This window comes from Thiomonas sp. 13-64-67 (assembly GCF_002282795.1).
Classification (GTDB): Bacteria; Pseudomonadota; Gammaproteobacteria; order Burkholderiales; family Burkholderiaceae_C; genus Thiomonas; species Thiomonas arsenitoxydans.
This window is the reverse complement of the sequence record NZ_NCKP01000010.1, coordinates 18,290-34,469: the sequence shown is the minus strand read 5'-3', so window position 1 is coordinate 34,469 and position 16,180 is coordinate 18,290. Positions and strand designations below refer to the sequence as shown.

Genomic DNA, 16,180 nt, shown 5'->3' with positions numbered 1-16,180 from the left:
CAACGCGGCGTAGCGCCGCAGGGGAAGTAAGAGGCGCAGGCCACGGGCTCAGTAATTGGCGGCCAGGCCGATATACGCGCCGTTGTTGGCGCGGATGATGTCATCAAGGCTGACCTTGTTGCTGATCTGCGATTTGGTCTGCCCGTTCGCCCCCATGCTGTAGAGATCGAAGTCGGTGTTGATGGGGTTGAGCGCCTTGTCCTTGCGCGCGCCGCCTTTGCCGTTTTCCTCGATGTTGTAGTAAACATAGGGGTGGCCCCAGGGATCGAGCTTGCCCGCCATGCCGATGTCGGCCAGCGAATTGGGCAACGTGCGGTTGTAAACCCAATAGTTCTGGATGGCCGCAGAGATGGACACCACGTCTTGCTGCGCCTGGGCATTTTCAACCTTGAGCCGGTAGCCGCTGTAAATCGGCAGGGCGATGGCCGTGAGCACGCCCACCAGGGCAATGGCCATCATCAACTCCAGCAGGGTGAAGCCGCGCGAGCGCTTGCCGGGCGTGCAGGAGCAGGAGATGGACAGATTCATGCTCGCTTTGTAGCGCCGCCACGCAGAGCGAATGGCTGGTTTTGTGAAATGCTGCACAAACCGGCGGCGCGCTGTGGAGGAAAACCCACAAGGCGTGGCCGGGTTGCCAATCCCGCTCAATATTGGCGCCAGAGGATCGGTCTGTTCAAGTTTTGAAACAACTGGGTGATCGGGGTCGGCGGCGTATTCAGGTTTGTCAGTTGGGTTGTCGCCAAAATAATTGCACCGGTCGTTGTGTTGCTGCCCGTTGGACTAAGTGCGGGGCCTTTGCCGAGGTAGATATATCCACCGGTGACCACTTGCCCTTTGTAGGTGATCGGGGTGGTTGGCTCTAATCCATTGACAAAATTGAAGTAATTCAACCCCCCTGATCCAACGCCGCAAACATTCGTGCCCGTAGGGGGCTGATAGACAGGGACCCAAAACACGCCATTTTTTAAGTAGGGCACCGCAGAAACCTGCCCCATCAAAGCATTCACCCCAGACGCCTGTTGCAGAGTGCCAGAGGCGTCTGGCTCGTATCCTCCGGAACTACTGCTGGCCCAGACGATATAGCCAGAGCCGCCGCTTACCTGCTCAAACACAGTTACCTCGTTTTGTGTGGCTGCCCAGAAATATGGCATGCCGCCCTGTTCTGTGTAGCCCACATAATTGATCGGCTGAGCCGGATTGGTTGCGCCTGCAAGTTGCAGGCCGGCAGCGTCAGCAGTGGCTGTTCCGGTGAGGTACACATTCCATACTTGGCCTTGGCTGTCACCGAACCAGAGCGTGCCCGAACTGGAGTCATAGTTCAGCGCGCTGGTCACATAGTTTCCTGTGCCGAGCCCTAAGCTGGCAGACTGCGCCGAGCCGCTGGCGGGCTGACCTGTCGCCACATTCACTTCGTACAACGTGCTGGTCGTCACTTGTGTGCTGCCAGAGCCAGTCTTGGTGTTCACCACAAAGATCGCATATTGCGCACCATTGACCGTGGCGATGATGGGCGCCTGCATTTGTGGAGAGCTTCCGCCTGGCGTGGAAATTCCCCAAGTCTGCTTGGTGGGTGTTGGGCTGGGCGGGCTGGTGGACGGGTCGTCCGCCAGTTTGATGGCGTAGTGATACGCCCCTGCGCTAGCCGTACCCACCACATAGCTCGCCCAGTTCGACGCTGTAGGGTTAGTCGTCGTATCGACGGCATCCGTGGTGGTGAAACCCCCGTCAAACAGCTGGAGGCGCTGGAAATTTTGATAGTTTTGTAGCTGGCCGACAAATTCACGCGGCATCCAACCCCACGCGAGTTTGCCCGTCTGGGAATCGACCGCATACAGAAAACCGTCGTTGCTGGTGAACAACACCAGCTTCTGGCGCCCGCTCTCATTCCGCGCGAAATTCACATACCCGCCAAGCCCCCCTAAGTACTGGTCTGATGGTGGGGCCAAATACTGCAACTGATCATTCGGGCTGAAGCTCCCGAGCATCCAGTTGAGCTGTCGCCCCGCAAGATAGGAATATCCGCTTGGCCCGGCAGGGTAGGCCGGGGAGGTGGTGTCTCCTGTCGTGTTGTAGGAGGGATCCCAGGTGTAATAAAGAATGGTCTGAATATTCGGTATCGCTGGGCTGGCCGCGGTGAATCCGAAAGCCGCTTGGTCAGAGTAGGTGCCTGAAGCTGCGCCCATTTGTGCAAGAGTCGCAACAGAGCGTGCCGTTCCACTATTTGCCGACACGGTGGAATACAGATTGGCCTGCCGATTCGCCGCCGTCATGAGTCCGTATTGCGGATCGCCCACGTCCCAAAGCGCAGGGCCGCTTGCCGTGCCGATGGGGGCACTGGCGCCTGTGGTCGGTGCAGCAACGGTGCGGAAAGCCTGAACATGCCCGGCTAACTCACCTGAGTTGTTGTTGGAGGTCGCGGTATAAATCAGCCCACCAGCTGGCAGGCGTGACGGCGCCACTGGTGCGGATACGTTGATAGTGCCGAAAATCTGTGCGGCGATGCTTCCCAGAGCTGCGTTGAATGCGCTCACATTATTTGCCGGGTATTCCGTCCCCGTGCCACCGGCAATGGCCATGGCGTTGAGGGCGTAATTGGCTGCGGGATTCGCGTTGGCGTCCACACCCGCGCCAAGGCCGACGACATAGGTCTTGATGCCCTTTTTGTTCAGCGCCTGAATGGCGGTGATGGTGTCGATCAGCGCTTGGTCATTGGTCTTGCTGCTGTCCAAGCCACCCTGGGTCTGACCGCTGGGAACGTTGCCGCTATCGTCGTTGATACCGTGGTTGGAGTCGCCTGCAATGCCATAGAACGCGGCATTGACCCCATAACCCTGTCCCGCAGCGCTGCCCAGCGGCGGCCAGTTATTGCCGTTCAAGTCCATCGTTGGCAGGCCATCCGTCACCAAAATGACGTATTGACCTGCGCAAGAAGCGGTGAGATTACTCAACACATTGCCCGCGCCCTGCACCAGCCCCGCCGTCGGAGACTGATAGGCCAGCGCCTTGATCTCGCTGGACGATGAATTGTTGGTCTCTGGCTTTAACGCTGTGGTGAAAGGCGTCAGTGCCGTGTTGACTGCAGATGTGCTGGGATTTGTGCCCAGATTGGTCATGGAAACGACCTGGTTGCCGCCGGTCGCGTTGAGGCTTTGCACGTAGTAGCCAAAGCCGCGCTGGGCATAGACCACCTGAGGCGAGTACGGCACATAGCCAGCATTTGTCGGACTGGTGCCAAAGTTGCCATATGTGCCTTGTTTGGGGGAAGTGCTAGCGTAGGAAACGTAAATCGAGCCGTTTTCGTAGTCGTTAAGGCTGAAATTTGGTGGATAGGGTGACGCCGGATTGGGCCCGTTGTATGACACGAATAGTCCTGAGTTCCCATTCGAATAGAGCACGTCGTTCACGTTCGGGTCGTCGCTAGAGGCGCCGATCTGCATGTATTGATTGCCTGACAGCGTGCTGGCAGCGGAACTCGCGCTGCTGCCATACAAGCCGGATTTCGACAAACTAGTGCAGTAACTCTTGACCGAAGACGAGGCGCTGCCGTATTTGTAACAGGGGTTATTGACCCAGCGCGTGGGTGGGGGGGAGGCATTCGGATTTGCTGCATTAAAGCTCTGGTAAGCCGCGTAGCTGGTGAAACCGTTGGTCGGCAGACTGTTGGCGAAAGTGAAACCGCCGCTCGGTGACATGTAATACACCCAAGTGGTGTAAAGGCTCGTCCCCGAGGTTGAATAGTCTTCCAGCGCAAAGTCCATGCTGGGGAGATACTGGCTGAGCACCGAGGATAGACCGGCCTTGGCCACATTCAGTCGGCTGGCGCCGTTGTCCACCAGGGTGCCGTTGTTGTTGTAGGTATAGGGCGCCGAGGCGGTCTGGCTCGGGGTCATCGGCGGTGTGAAGCCGGAGGGCACTGAGTAGTTGACCGGCGAACTGCTGTTGTACAGGCTGGTCAGGCCGCTGGAGAGATTGCCCGATCCGGTCATGATGGCGCCGCTGAGGTCGCCGTCCATCGACTGCGAGTTGCCGATGGCGATGACGATTTGCGGGCGGTCAGGCGTACCGGTCGTTTGGGCCTCGCTAGGTGCTGTGGCAAAGGGCGAGAGCATCAGTGCCAAAGAGACCGAGAGAGAGACTGCTGAACGGATATGGGATTTCATGATGCTCACGAGCAAAGTTTGAACAGGGCTTCGGTGTTGGCTGCGGTGACGTTGTTCGCTTCTATCGTGTGAATGAAGATGTCGTAGAAGGAGCAGCCTGCGGAGTCTGGGGGTAGATTGGCAGACACGACAAGAGCCCAGGCATGAGCAGACGTTCCTGCCGGGAGGGGCACCGAATAGGCGGTTCCAGCGTTGATCGCTTGCGTCCAGTAGGTCGCACTGGGGGTTGGCCACCAAGCTGCAGTGCTGTTTGAGGGTGAGGAAAACCAGGCGGGCTGCGGTGAGATGTATTCGAGAGCCACACCGCCCGCGTTGTTCGAGGCGTTGGTTAGCGTTTGCTGAATCACCCGCAGGGCAATGTCGCTGGCCTGTACGTCCTTTTGCCGTTGCACGGTATTGCCAGTCATCACGGTTTGCAGCGCCGCGCCGCGCATGGTGAACAACACGCCGAATAAGAGCACGAGCAGGGTGATGAGGGTGAGCAGCAGCACATAGCCTTGCTGCTCAGGGGACCGCTGGGGTTTGCGCTGCAAGGGCGCTTTCAGCGCGGCCATATTTGATTCCTCACGGCAACTTCCGACTGCAGCACGGAAAATCGATCATTTGCGTATGCGCTGGGCACGTTATAAGGCTTGAAACTGTCAGAGGCCACGGGCCCGGTGCTTGGCAAAGTTGCTGTTGTCGGCATGATGTTGATTGCGCTGGGGGCGTTGTACTTGGGGTCGCTGTGCAATGTTTTGGAAATGATTCCAAACAGCACGCTACGCACGCTGCCCGTGAAGTGATTGCTCACCACGTCACTCCAGTTCAGGTAATTGGTAATTGCGCCTGAGTTGGTTTCATCCACGCCAAACAAGATCTGCAGGCTCACCACACCTGCGGCGACGGGAGTTGGGGGTGTGATGATTTGGTCATTAAGCGCGTTGATTTCGCTTCGCATGAGCATGGGATAGTTGCCCGCAGTTCCCGGCGCAGCGCCTGGATTGGACAGGGCGATGTAATACACCACCAAGATCCGATCTTTGTTGGCCGGGTCATGAAAGGGGAGATAAAACCGTGTCGGCGCCGGAAAGTAGGCGTTGGAAAGATCGACGCCATTGGCCAAGAATTTCTCTGATTGCAGTGCGGAATTGAATCCGCTGTAACCGTTGCTTGGAAACAGGGTTGGGTCAAGGCTGTTAATCGGATTTGGTGTCTGAGTGTTCGCAGCGCCCACGATCGGCACGCGGATGCAGACCCATTGAGGGGCCTGTTGGCCGTTTCTCAGAAAAAAGCGCAAGTAACCCACCATGCCGCCATTGATTCCGGTGACGCTGTTCAGCGGTAGTTGTGTCGTGACGACAGGTCCACTGTTAGTTGATCCCTTATTTGGGGCGGCATTCACCAGGGTGCTATTGATTAAGGTCATCGCCGCGCCGGCTGGCTGCGGAGCCACGCCGCTTTTTGCCACGTAAATGCTGAGCATGTCTGTGGGTGTGGCGGTGTAGGAGGTGGGTGCCAGCGCGGGCTGCGCGCTGGCCGTGGGCAGCGCCGGGGATGTGGTTTGCGATACGGCCGACACGGGGTACTGGTTGAACACACCGGGCATGGCCCCTGCGTTGTCGTAGGCCAGTGTGGCACTGCATGCGGGCTGTACGCCGCCCAGCATGAAGCCAGCATTGCTGAGGTCGCGGGTGACGAGGTTGAGCGCGGCGCGGGCCTGATCGTCACGCTGCGAGACGTCCGACATCTGGACGTTCTGCTTGGTCAGCGATGATTGCACCACCAGGATGGCGATGGAAAAAATCAGCCCGATCACCAGGGCGATCATCAATTCGACAAGGCTCAGGCCGCGCTGATGTGTGGCCGTAGAACGCTGGCAGAGGTGTCGCATGTCAAAACCCCAGCTGGAAGTTGTAGTTCTGTGTGCGCAAGGCGTTGCCGCTATTGGCGCCCCCGACGTTGCTCCACTGGATTTGCAAACCGAGGCCGCAGGAAGCGGCACTGCAGGCGTTGCCTTGCGCATCGGGGCCGGGGGTGATGGTGACCTTGGCATTGGGCAGCATGGTTGCGGGATTGCTGAATACATTGGCGAGAAAGGGCTGTAACGCTGGCGGGGCAGAGCCCGACGTGCTCGATGTGTAGGTAGAAGTGCCTGCCGCCAATTGACCGACTACCGCTGGGTTGGCTTGCACCAATGCCCAGAATTGGTTGCCGAAGGCAGCGGTGTCGGTGGCGTATTGGTTGCTGGTGACGGCAGGTACGGCCAGGCTGTAAAGCGAGGCGATGCTGAGCATGCCTAAACTGAAAACGACGATGGCGACCAGCACGCTGATGAGCGACATCCCGGCCTGATGCATTGCGGCGCGGGCAGGGGCGGTGAATGGGCGGATCATGATGCGGTGTTGGCGTTGAGAATCACACTGCCCGAGGCGAGTACCTGCAGCGTCCAGGTCTGGCCTTGCGCAGCGGTCACGGTGATGGTGGGCGCCGTGTTGATGAAGCCTTGGCTATCGAAAGTGAGCGTCTGCGTGTTGCCGCCGGTGATGCTGCAGGTAATGCCCGGGTAGCTGGCGGCGATTTGGCTTGGCGACATCGAGTGCTCTGCAATCACCGTTCCGCCCACACTGGTGCTCCAGGTACAGGTGTTGTTTGCCCCAAGGGTGATGGTGACCGGCTGCTGCGTGGTCACCGCCTGATTGCGTGCCCAGGCCACGTCTTGGGGAAACTTGTTGACCAGCACCGAGGTTTTGCCGGAATCGACCATGCTCACCAGATTGGGCACGACCATCAGGCCGAGCAGGGCGGCGATGGCGATGGTCACCATCATTTCGATGAGGGTGAACCCCGTCTGACGTGACTTGATGAGGGACATGTCAGGTGTTTCCGGATTGATCGCGCGCCCAGCCGTTCGATGAGGTTCCGGCTGGTAGAGGCGGCGTGGTGGGAGGCGTGTTCACCCCGGGCGGCATGACCCAGCCAGAGGCGGGTACGTTGGTGGTGTATTTGTTGCCGTCCTGATCGATGGCGTAGCTGGGTGCGACGAGGCCGCCCGTCGGAGTGGCGGTGATGGTGAAGGTAGTCGCCGTCAGGGTGGGGCAACTGAACTGGTAATCCTTTCCGGCGGGCGGTGTCGCGCAGATGGGAGCGCCAACATAGGTGCGGTTGTCCTGGTAGTACTGCTGCAGGGCCACGCTCATGCTGGAGAGGTTCGAGAACGCCTCGGTCAGCTTGCTGCGAGTGACGTAGCTGGTGTAAGCCGGAATGGCGATGGCCGACAGAATGGCGACGACCGCCACGACGATCATCAGTTCAATCAGGGTGAAACCGCGGTTGCGCTGCATGGATGGACTCTCCTTGCGTGCATTGTGGAATTGCTTTGCACAAACTGCCGCAGCGAGCCGACGAACGGTGTGAATCTGGCGACGAACGGTCGATTCTTTCCAATATTTACCGGATGTACATTTGGTGACACGGTTGGGTGGGCACTGAGGCGGCGGGCGACCTCTCGGCGGACTTCTTGGCGATCACCTCCGCTTGCAGGGTTTGTGCGCTGGCTCTTGAAACCCGAAAGTCCGTCCCTATAATTAGCACTCGTTGAAGGTGAGTGCTAACAACGGCTTCATCGCACTGTCATGTACGCGCCTTCAAAATGGGTTTCTGGCCGTCGGTTCCGGGCATCGTCCGGGAGGCGGTTTGTCATTGGGCTCCGAGCAGGCGCCCGGTTTTCCACAAACTTCAGGAGATTTGCATGAAATTGCGCCCTCTGCATGACCGTGTCGTGGTCAAGCGTATCGAACAAGAAACCACTACCGCCTCGGGCATCGTGATCCCGGGCAGCGCGGCGGAAAAGCCCGATCAAGGCGAAGTGCTGGCCGTGGGGCCGGGCAAGCATGACGACCAGGGCAAGCTGGTGGCCATGGCAGTGAAGGTGGGCGACCGCGTGCTGTTCGGCAAATACGCCGGTCAGACCGTCAAGGTCGACGGCGACGAACTGATGGTGATGCGCGAAGACGACCTGATGGCCGTCATCGAGAAGTAATTCACGTCATTCGCGTGATCTGATTCCTGCTTCAACTGCAAATTTACGGAGAATTTCAATGGCTGCAAAAGACGTGATTTTTGGTGCGGACGCCCGCGCCCGCATGGTGGAAGGCGTGAACATTCTCGCCAACGCTGTCAAGACGACCCTGGGCCCCAAGGGCCGCAATGTGGTGCTCGAGCGCTCGTTCGGCGCCCCCACCGTGACCAAGGACGGTGTGTCCGTGGCCAAGGAAATCGAGCTGAAGGACAAGTTGCAGAACATGGGCGCGCAGATGGTCAAGGAAGTCGCTTCCAAGACCTCCGACAACGCCGGTGACGGCACCACCACCGCCACCGTGCTGGCCCAAGCCATCGTGCGCGAAGGCATGAAGTATGTGGCCGCCGGCATGAACCCGATGGACCTCAAGCGCGGCATCGACAAAGCGGTCACCGCGCTGGTCGAAGAGTTGAAGAAGGCCTCCAAGCCTTGCTCCAACACCAAGGAAATCGCGCAGGTCGGCTCCATCTCGGCCAACAGCGACGCGAATGTCGGCCAGATCATCGCTGAGGCGATGGACAAGGTGGGCAAGGAAGGCGTGATCACCGTCGAAGACGGCAAGAGCCTGGAAAACGAGCTCGACATCGTCGAAGGCATGCAGTTCGACCGTGGCTATCTGTCTCCCTACTTCATCAACAACCAGGACAAACAGGTTGCCGTGCTCGACAACCCGTTCGTGCTGCTGCATGACAAGAAAATCTCCAACATCCGCGACCTGCTCCCCGCGCTGGAGCAAGTGGCCAAGTCCAGCCGTCCGCTGCTGATCATCGCTGAAGACGTGGACGGCGAAGCGCTGGCTACCCTGGTGGTCAACAGCATCCGCGGCATCCTGAAGACCGTGGCCGTCAAGGCACCGGGCTTCGGTGACCGTCGCAAGGCCATGCTGGAAGACATCGCCATCCTGACCGGCGGCAAGGTCATCGCCGAAGAAGTCGGCCTGACGCTGGAGAAGGTCACGCTGGCCGATCTGGGTCAAGCCAAGCGCATCGAAGTGGGCAAGGAAAACACCATCGTCATCGACGGCTCTGGTGTGGCCGCCGACATCGAAGCGCGCGTCAAGCAAATCCGCATCCAGATCGAGGAAGCCACCTCTGATTACGACCGCGAAAAGCTGCAAGAGCGCGTGGCCAAGCTGGCCGGCGGCGTGGCCGTCATCAAGGTCGGCGCCGCCACCGAGATGGAAATGAAAGAGAAGAAGGCTCGTGTCGAAGACGCCCTGCACGCTACCCGCGCTGCGGTGGAAGAAGGCATTGTGGCTGGCGGCGGCGTGGCGCTGCTGCGTGCCCGTCAGGCCGCAGGCGAGATCAAGGGCGACAACCACGACCAGGAAGCTGGCATCAAGATTGTGCTGCGTGCCATTGAACAGCCGCTGCGCGAAATCGTTGCTAACGCCGGTGGCGAGCCCAGCGTGGTGATCAACAAGGTGCTTGAAGGCAAGGGCAATTTTGGCTTCAACGCCGCCAATGACACCTACGGCGATATGCTGGATATGGGCATTCTCGACCCGACCAAGGTCACCCGCACCGCGCTGCAGAACGCCGCCTCCGTGGCGGCCCTGATGCTGACCACCGAGTGCATGGTGGCCGAGGCGCCGAAGGACGATAGCGCACCCGCCATGCCCGGCGGCGGTATGGGCGGCATGGGCGACATGGGCATGTAATTCCAGGTCCCGTTCAGCAGCCTGCTGCAACGCAAGCCCGCCATCCGTAAGGATGGCGGGCTTTTTTGTCATGAAAAACGCATGAAGCTGTCAACGCTCTCGCTAAGATCGTTGCCATTTCGATCTGGGGGCCAACATGCCACGTTTTTGTACCCAATGCGGCACGCAGAACCAAGAAGACGCCAAGTTTTGCCGACAGTGCGGCGCGTTGTTGCCGACTCAGGCCAAGCCGATGCAGCCCCCAGAGGCCGCTGCCCCCCATCCCCAGAATGAGGCGAGCCAGCAAGCCGAGCAGGCGGAGCAACTTCAGGCGGCGCAACTTCAGGCGCAGCGCGATGCACAGGCCTTGAGAGACGAAGAGGCGCGCCGGGCTGAAGAGGCGAGACGGGCCGAAGCCGAGGCCGAGCAGTCCCGGCGGCAAGCCGAGCGACAGGCGCAGGAGGCCGCTGATCGGCAAGCGCAGGCCCAGGCGCAACTGCAGCGCGCGAAGCAGCAGCAGGCGGAGAAAGAAGCCGCCGCGGCTGCGCGAGAAGCCGAACAGACCGCGCAGCGTGAGCGCACGCAGCGCGAGGCCGAGCGCCTTGCCGCCACGGCCCGGTTGGAAGCGGAAATACGCGAGCGTGCACAGGCGGCCCGCGCCGCGCCGCCGCCCCGCAGCAGTGCCTCGCCCGATCAATCGCCTCGATCCGGGCTCGGCCAAGGCCAAGGCCAAGGCGCCCAGCAGCCGGTGAAGGGCAGCAACGCGTTTCTCATCGGCGGTATCGCCACGAGCGTGATTGCGCTGCTGCTCATAGGCGGGGGAGGGCTGTGGTGGTCGATGCAACCTCCGCAGCAAGACAAGACGGGCGCTTCCGTAGGTGCGAGCGAGGCGGCGTTTGCGGCGTCGGCTCCGGCTCAGTCAACGGCGGCGAGCGCATCCCGCACTGCTGCGACCGCGCCTGCCCCAGCGTCGCAGGCCGTGCCGACCACACCGGCGGTGGCGTCGGCGCCGCCTGTGGTCGCACCCAAGCCCGAGCCTGTCGTGCGCAAGCCCAGCACGGCCACGCCTGCTCCGGCGGTGCCGCAACGTCAGGCCCAGCCGGAGACCTTTGCGCCCGTTGCTGCGCCTGCGCGCCCTGCGGCGCCAGCGGCTCAGCCGACGCAGGCCCCCGCGCCCGTCGCAGAGCCCGTGCCTCACGCCGCACCACCCAAGCCGACGGGACGGGTCGAAGCCCTGCGCGCCGCGCTTGCGGCCTGTCAGACCAAGGGTAATTTTTTCACCCAGCAACTCTGCATTCAGGAAACGCGCTGGAAGTATTGCGGCGCGCCGCTGTCGCCCGATCCGCTGTGGGGCAAGATTCCCGAATGCCCAAATTCGTCGGAACAAAACAATCCGTAAGAGCGTGTACCGGGTTTGACCCGACCAAACTTCACCACCGTCCAGGGAGGACATGATGACCGTGAAAACCACCAACAACCTCGGCGTGCTGCTGCGCAGCTACGAGGCGCTGCACAACTGGCGCGCGCTGGCCATGCTGGCGGGCAGCTTCGTGCTCGGCGGGCTGGCGATCAGCGGGGGCGCGGCGGCGGGCATGAGCTCGGGCAGCGCCGCAGTATCGATGCTGATGGGGCTGCTGGGCGCGATCATCATCATCGTGGGCATGAATGCCAGCGGGCTGATGCTGGTCGATCAGGCGTATGACCAGCCGATCCGCGGTTTCGCCCCGGCGTTTCTGGGCGGGGTGCAGGCGGCGCTCTACGTCATCGGGCTGCTGATTCTGCTTGGCCTGGGGTTTGCCGTGATTCTGCTGGCGGCTTATCTGCTGTCGCTGTTCGGCCGCATTCCGGGCATTGGCGGGTTTCTCGGCTTTCTCCTCGGCGGGCCTTTGGTCGTGGTGGTGGCGTTGGCTTACGCCGTGCTGCTGCTCGCCGGGCCGCTGATGATTGCGGCGGTCTGGCATGGCGAGGGCTTCATCGCCAGCCTGTCGCGCGCCGTGGGCATCGTCACCCAGCGGCCGCTGGAAGTGTTCATGCACTTTCTGGTGCTGGGGCTGCTGGTGTTCCCGGCTGTGGCGTTCATCTTTGCCGTGGTGTTCGTGGGCAGCATGTTCGTCGGCGGATTTTTTGCCGCGGGCAGTTTCGGCGGCATGGGCATGGGGGGCTTCGGCGGTATGGGCGGTATGGGGAGCTTCGGTGGCATGCGCGGCATGGAAGGTGTGGCGCTGGGCGGCGCGGGCATGGGCGGCGCGGGCCTGTCGATCGGCCTGGTGTGGTTTCTCGCCTGGTCGGTGGTGAGCCTGATCTATGTGCTGGGCATGATCTTCGTGTACCGGGCGGTGAGTGAAGGCGTGGAGTCGGCTGGGTCTGAGCAGATTGGGCAGAAGCTGGCCCAGTTCAAACAGAAGCTCGACGACTACAAGCTACGCCCCGCGCCTGTCGCGCCGCCACCCCCGGCTCCGTCGGCTCCTCCGGCCGAACCTCCCGCTCCATCACCGGAGCCGACTTCCCCCGCCCAAGTGGCCGACACCACACATTGCCCGGCCTGCGGCGCCGCCGTGCAGCCGGACGATGTGTTTTGCGGTAGCTGCGGTTATCGGCTCAAGTAAACACGCTCCCTGAAGCCAGGGAAGCCAGAAAATCGCCTGCTAACACCCACCCAACCCATCACTATGAGTTACGAATTTTCCGACCGAAGTCAGGCGCTGAACCTGCCCAATCCCGCGCTGTTGGGGGCGGGGCTGAGCGTGGCGGCGGTGTATGCGCTGTGGGGGCGCTACGACTTTCGTTCCACCGTGATCTGGGTCGATATTCAGGGCAGCTATGAATCGGCGCGCATGGAAATGGGTAATGTGCTGGCCGATCGGCTCAAGACGGAAAAAGACGTCATCAACATCGAGGCCATGACCTTGCGGGTCTGGGCGTCCGAGATCGACACCGTGCTGTTCGAGCGCACCGGCCCGAGACAGGTGCTGGCCATGCGCGGGCTGCCCGATGTGGCGCGGGGCATGGCGGCCGAATTGCGCGGCTTTGGCCAGGAGCGGCCCACCTTGATCGCGCCGCAGTCCAGCCTCGATGCGGAGCGCGCGGCTCATATCGGGAAGTTCAATCAGTTGCTCGGCGGCGGCGCGGAGTCGGCCGCGGTGCTGCCCGCGGCGACCGCCCAGGCCCTGGGGCTGATGCCCGCCGCGCAGGCCGCCGAATCTGCCTCGACGACGCCTTCCCTGAAAGCGCGGTTCTGTTCGAAATGTGGCACACAGACGGCTCCGGAAGATCGGTTTTGCGGCTCTTGCGGAAACGCTTTGGCCTGAGTGCCAGGTAAGGGCCGAGAAAGTTCGCATGCGGCAATTTCCGGGCTACAGGCGGATTCGGGGCGCGGCGGCTGCGTGCCTGATCGGGGTGCTGGTCGTCGGCGGCTTGTCGCTGCTGCCTGCCGCCGCTCAAACACCTTCCGCGCCCGCGCTTGCCCCTGCACCCGCCCCCATCGTCGTGCCCGGCAAGACCTGTCTCGTGCTCTCGGGCGGCGGGGCGCGGGGGCTAGCGCACATTGGCGCGCTACAAGCTTTGCAGCAACTGCGCGTGCCGATCGACTGCATCGCGGGCACCAGCATGGGCGCCATCATCGGCGGGCTGTATGCCGAGGGCGTGTCGGTGGATGTGCTGCGCAGTCAGGTTTCGGGCATGGACTGGGCCAGCGTGCTCTCCAGCCGTCCGGCGCGCGAAGGGCTCGCCTTCCGTCGAAAACGGGCCGACGAGCAAATGCCCGGCGGCATCGAGTTCGGGTTGAGCGATCACGGACAGGTGCAGTTTCCCAACGCGGCGGTCAATACCACCCAGCTTGAGCAGGTGCTGACCAACCTCACCCTGCCCGCGCTGACCGTGCGCGATTTCAACGATCTGCCGATTCCCTTCCGCGCCGTGGCGACCAATATGGTGACGGGCAAGAAGGTCATCCTGCAGCAGGGCGTGCTGGCCACGGCGCTGCGCGCGAGCATGTCGGTGCCGGGGGTGTTTCCGCCCACCGAGTTTGGCGGTGCCTTGCTGGGCGATGGCGGACTGGTGGACAACTTGCCGGTGGATGTGGCGCGCGACATGGGGGCGCAGCATGTGGTGGCGATCAATATCGGCACGCCGCTGGCATCGCGCGAGTCGCTCGACAACATCGTCGGGCTGACCTCGCAGATGATCAATATTCTGATCGAGCAGAACATCCGCGCACAGATCGCCACGCTCAAGCCGGGCGACGTGCTTATCTCGCCCGACCTCGGCGACCTGTCCTCGCTCGATTTTCAGGCGGGCGACCGCGCCATCAAAATCGGCTATGACGCGGTGATGGCCGCCCGCGCGCAGCTCGAACCGCTGGCCTTGCCGCCCGCGCAATACGCGCAGTGGCGCGACGCCTTCGCCCGCCGGGCGCAGTCGCTGGTGGCGCAGCTGCAGTTCAACGCGCCGCTGGCCGGGGTGGAAGTGCGCGGGCTGTCTGCGGGCATCGATCAGACCTTGAAAGCCCGGCTGGAGCAAAAGCCCGGCGAGCCGCTGCAGTTCGACAAAGTGCGCACCGATGTCGATCGTCTCTTCGGCAGCGGCGATTTTTCGCGGGTGGATTACCGCCTGGTCTCCGGTCGGCGCGGACAGGTGCTCGAATATCGCCTGCAGGACAAGCCCTGGGGCCCCAACTATCTGCGCTTCGGGCTCGGGCTCTACACCGATCTGCGCAACCAGTCGCGGTTTTCGCTGCAGCTCTCGCAGCGGCGGCCCTGGCTCAACAGTCTGGGCGGCGAGTGGCGCAACGATCTGCAGATCGGCTGGCGCAACCGCTGGATGTCCGAGCTATATCAGCCCGTCACGCGCGGCGGCTGGCTGTTCGTCTCGCCTTATCTCGATCTGGACGCGCGGCCCGTCGATGTGTATTCCGGCAACAACCCCGTGCTGCGCTACCGCCTCACCACGCAGCGCGTGGGCCTGGATCTGGGCGTGCCCCTGGGCGACTATGGCGAATTGCGCGCCGGTCTGAGCCGGGCGAACATCTACGGCACCTATCTGCTTGGAACGCCGCCGCTGAACAATAGCAGCGCCCTGCTGCGCGAAGGCGGCATGCGGCTGCTGGTGCTGGCCGACCGGCTCGATCATGCCTACTTTCCCCGCAAAGGCTGGAGCGGGCGGGGCGAGCTGTTTTTCGCCCGCACCGCGCTGGGCAGCGATGCCAATTACGACCGCATCGACCTCTCCGGGCAAGACGTCGCCAGCTTCGGGCGACACACCGTGGAGGTGGCGGCCCGGGTGGCCAGCTTCCGCGACCGCGCCGGGCTGCTCAATCTCGACTACCTCTCGCTCGGCGGCTTCGACGCGCTGGGCGGCTATCGCGAGGGCCAGCTCATCGGCAACTATCTGATCTATGGCCGCATTGGCTATCGCTACGAACTGGTCACGCCCGGACTGTTTGGCGGCGCCGCCTATCTTGGTCTGGCCTATGAGCGCGGCAACACCTGGGCGCAGCGCTCGCAGGTCAGCCTGAGCGATCTGCGCTCAAGCACCAGTGTGTATCTCGGCACCGATACGCCGCTGGGCCCGGTGTATTTCGGCCTCGGCAAGGCGCCAGGGCAGAAAGTCAACTTCTATCTCACTCTGGGTCGTCCGTGAGCTCGCTCGCCGCGCCGGACTCCCGCTCGGATTCGGAACCTTCCACTGGCCGCGCAGCCTCCTCCAGCCAGCTTTCAATGAGTTGCGACGCCGATTCAACGCCCGACAGCTTGGTGGCTGAAAACAGTTGCAGCGAAATCGGCGCCGTCATGCCCACCGCCTGCGCGTGCTGCGCGAGTTGATCGCGTGCCGCCTGCGCGGCGCGCTGTCCCTCCTGGCGGTTGAGCTTGTCGGCCTTGGTCAGCAGCACATGCAGCGGCACGCTGGCCGGGGCCATGAAAGCCAGCAGGCTCAGATCGGTTTCGGTCAGCCCCAGGCGCGAATCGGCCAGCAGAATCAGCCCGACCAGCGGCCCGCGCTCGGCCAGATACTGGGCGAGAAACAATTGCCAGCGCTTTTTGTCGGTTTTGGCCACCGCCGCATAGCCGTAGCCTGGCAGATCGACCAGCAATCCGCTGGGTGACTCTTTTGGGCCGACGGCGAAAAAATTGATGTGCTGGGTACGGCCGGGCGTTTTGGAGGCGAACGCCAGTTGCCGCTGCTGGCACAGGGTGTTGATCGCCGTGGATTTGCCCGCGTTGGAGCGGCCGACAAAAGCGATTTCAGGCAGCCCGGTAACGGGCAGGTTCTCCATCGAAGAACTCGTCACCATAAAGCGCGCACTGTGGAGCAAGGGGCTGAAAC

Annotated in this window: 14 protein-coding genes; 6 read left to right on the top strand and 8 right to left on the bottom strand. The window is 62.1% G+C overall.

What is annotated here, in order from left to right:
* Positions 1-48: 48 nt before the first annotated feature.
* From B7X30_RS04240 to B7X30_RS04210, 7 genes are all read right to left on the bottom strand, one after another.
* A complete protein-coding gene (locus B7X30_RS04240; RefSeq protein ID WP_156054461.1) occupies positions 49-528 on the bottom strand; it encodes a type IV pilin protein in 480 nt (159 codons plus the stop codon).
* Positions 529-644: 116 nt separating this feature from the next.
* On the bottom strand, positions 645-4,169 hold the full coding sequence (locus B7X30_RS04235) for a pilus assembly protein (RefSeq protein ID WP_286729234.1): 3,525 nt from the start codon (positions 4,167-4,169) through the stop codon (positions 645-647).
* On the bottom strand, positions 4,166-4,714 hold the full coding sequence (locus tag B7X30_RS04230) for a hypothetical protein (RefSeq protein WP_156054463.1): 549 nt from the start codon (positions 4,712-4,714) through the stop codon (positions 4,166-4,168). The genes B7X30_RS04235 and B7X30_RS04230 overlap by 4 nt, the downstream gene beginning before the upstream one ends.
* On the bottom strand, positions 4,702-6,033 hold the full coding sequence (locus tag B7X30_RS04225) for a PilW family protein (RefSeq protein ID WP_156054464.1): 1,332 nt from the start codon (positions 6,031-6,033) through the stop codon (positions 4,702-4,704). The genes B7X30_RS04230 and B7X30_RS04225 overlap by 13 nt, the downstream gene beginning before the upstream one ends.
* Before the next feature lies 1 nt (position 6,034).
* Complete coding sequence (locus B7X30_RS04220) at positions 6,035-6,535, bottom strand: type IV pilus modification PilV family protein (protein WP_286729230.1); 501 nt, start codon at positions 6,533-6,535, stop codon at positions 6,035-6,037.
* Positions 6,532-7,014 (bottom strand): GspH/FimT family pseudopilin, encoded by a 483-nt coding sequence (locus B7X30_RS04215; RefSeq protein WP_013104894.1) that lies wholly within the window; start codon positions 7,012-7,014, stop codon positions 6,532-6,534. Before B7X30_RS04215 ends, B7X30_RS04220 begins: the two co-directional genes overlap by 4 nt.
* A gap of 1 nt (position 7,015) precedes the next feature.
* The gene (locus B7X30_RS04210; RefSeq protein ID WP_286729228.1) at positions 7,016-7,483 is read right to left on the bottom strand and encodes a type IV pilin protein; all 468 of its coding nucleotides are present in this window, start codon (positions 7,481-7,483) and stop codon (positions 7,016-7,018) included.
* 407 nt (positions 7,484-7,890) lie between these two features.
* On the opposite strand from B7X30_RS04210, the gene B7X30_RS04205 reads away from it, so the two are divergent.
* The 6 genes from B7X30_RS04205 to B7X30_RS04180 all read left to right on the top strand — a co-directional run bounded on the left by B7X30_RS04205 (position 7,891) and on the right by B7X30_RS04180 (position 15,496).
* Positions 7,891-8,181 (top strand): co-chaperone GroES, encoded by a 291-nt coding sequence (locus B7X30_RS04205; protein WP_013104897.1) that lies wholly within the window; start codon positions 7,891-7,893, stop codon positions 8,179-8,181.
* 58 nt (positions 8,182-8,239) lie between these two features.
* Positions 8,240-9,880, top strand: coding sequence for a chaperonin GroEL (gene groL / locus B7X30_RS04200; protein WP_286729226.1), 1,641 nt, complete (start codon positions 8,240-8,242; stop codon positions 9,878-9,880).
* A gap of 136 nt (positions 9,881-10,016) precedes the next feature.
* A complete protein-coding gene (locus B7X30_RS04195) occupies positions 10,017-11,258 on the top strand; it encodes a zinc ribbon domain-containing protein (protein ID WP_288060396.1) in 1,242 nt (413 codons plus the stop codon).
* A 55-nt stretch (positions 11,259-11,313) separates the two neighbouring features.
* Entirely contained in the window at positions 11,314-12,465 is a 1,152-nt protein-coding gene (locus tag B7X30_RS04190; protein WP_286729223.1) for a zinc ribbon domain-containing protein, read from the top strand.
* Positions 12,466-12,528: 63 nt separating this feature from the next.
* Positions 12,529-13,167 carry a zinc ribbon domain-containing protein gene (locus tag B7X30_RS04185; protein ID WP_286729222.1) on the top strand — a complete coding sequence of 213 codons (639 nt, stop codon included), beginning with the start codon at positions 12,529-12,531 and terminating at the stop codon, positions 13,165-13,167.
* A gap of 28 nt (positions 13,168-13,195) precedes the next feature.
* On the top strand, positions 13,196-15,496 hold the full coding sequence (locus tag B7X30_RS04180) for a patatin-like phospholipase family protein (RefSeq protein WP_286729220.1): 2,301 nt from the start codon (positions 13,196-13,198) through the stop codon (positions 15,494-15,496).
* On the opposite strand, the gene yihA is transcribed toward B7X30_RS04180, so the two are convergent.
* Entirely contained in the window at positions 15,477-16,169 is a 693-nt protein-coding gene (gene yihA / locus B7X30_RS04175) for a ribosome biogenesis GTP-binding protein YihA/YsxC (protein ID WP_286729218.1), read from the bottom strand. The genes B7X30_RS04180 and yihA overlap by 20 nt on opposite strands.
* Between the last annotated feature and the right edge of the window lie 11 nt (positions 16,170-16,180).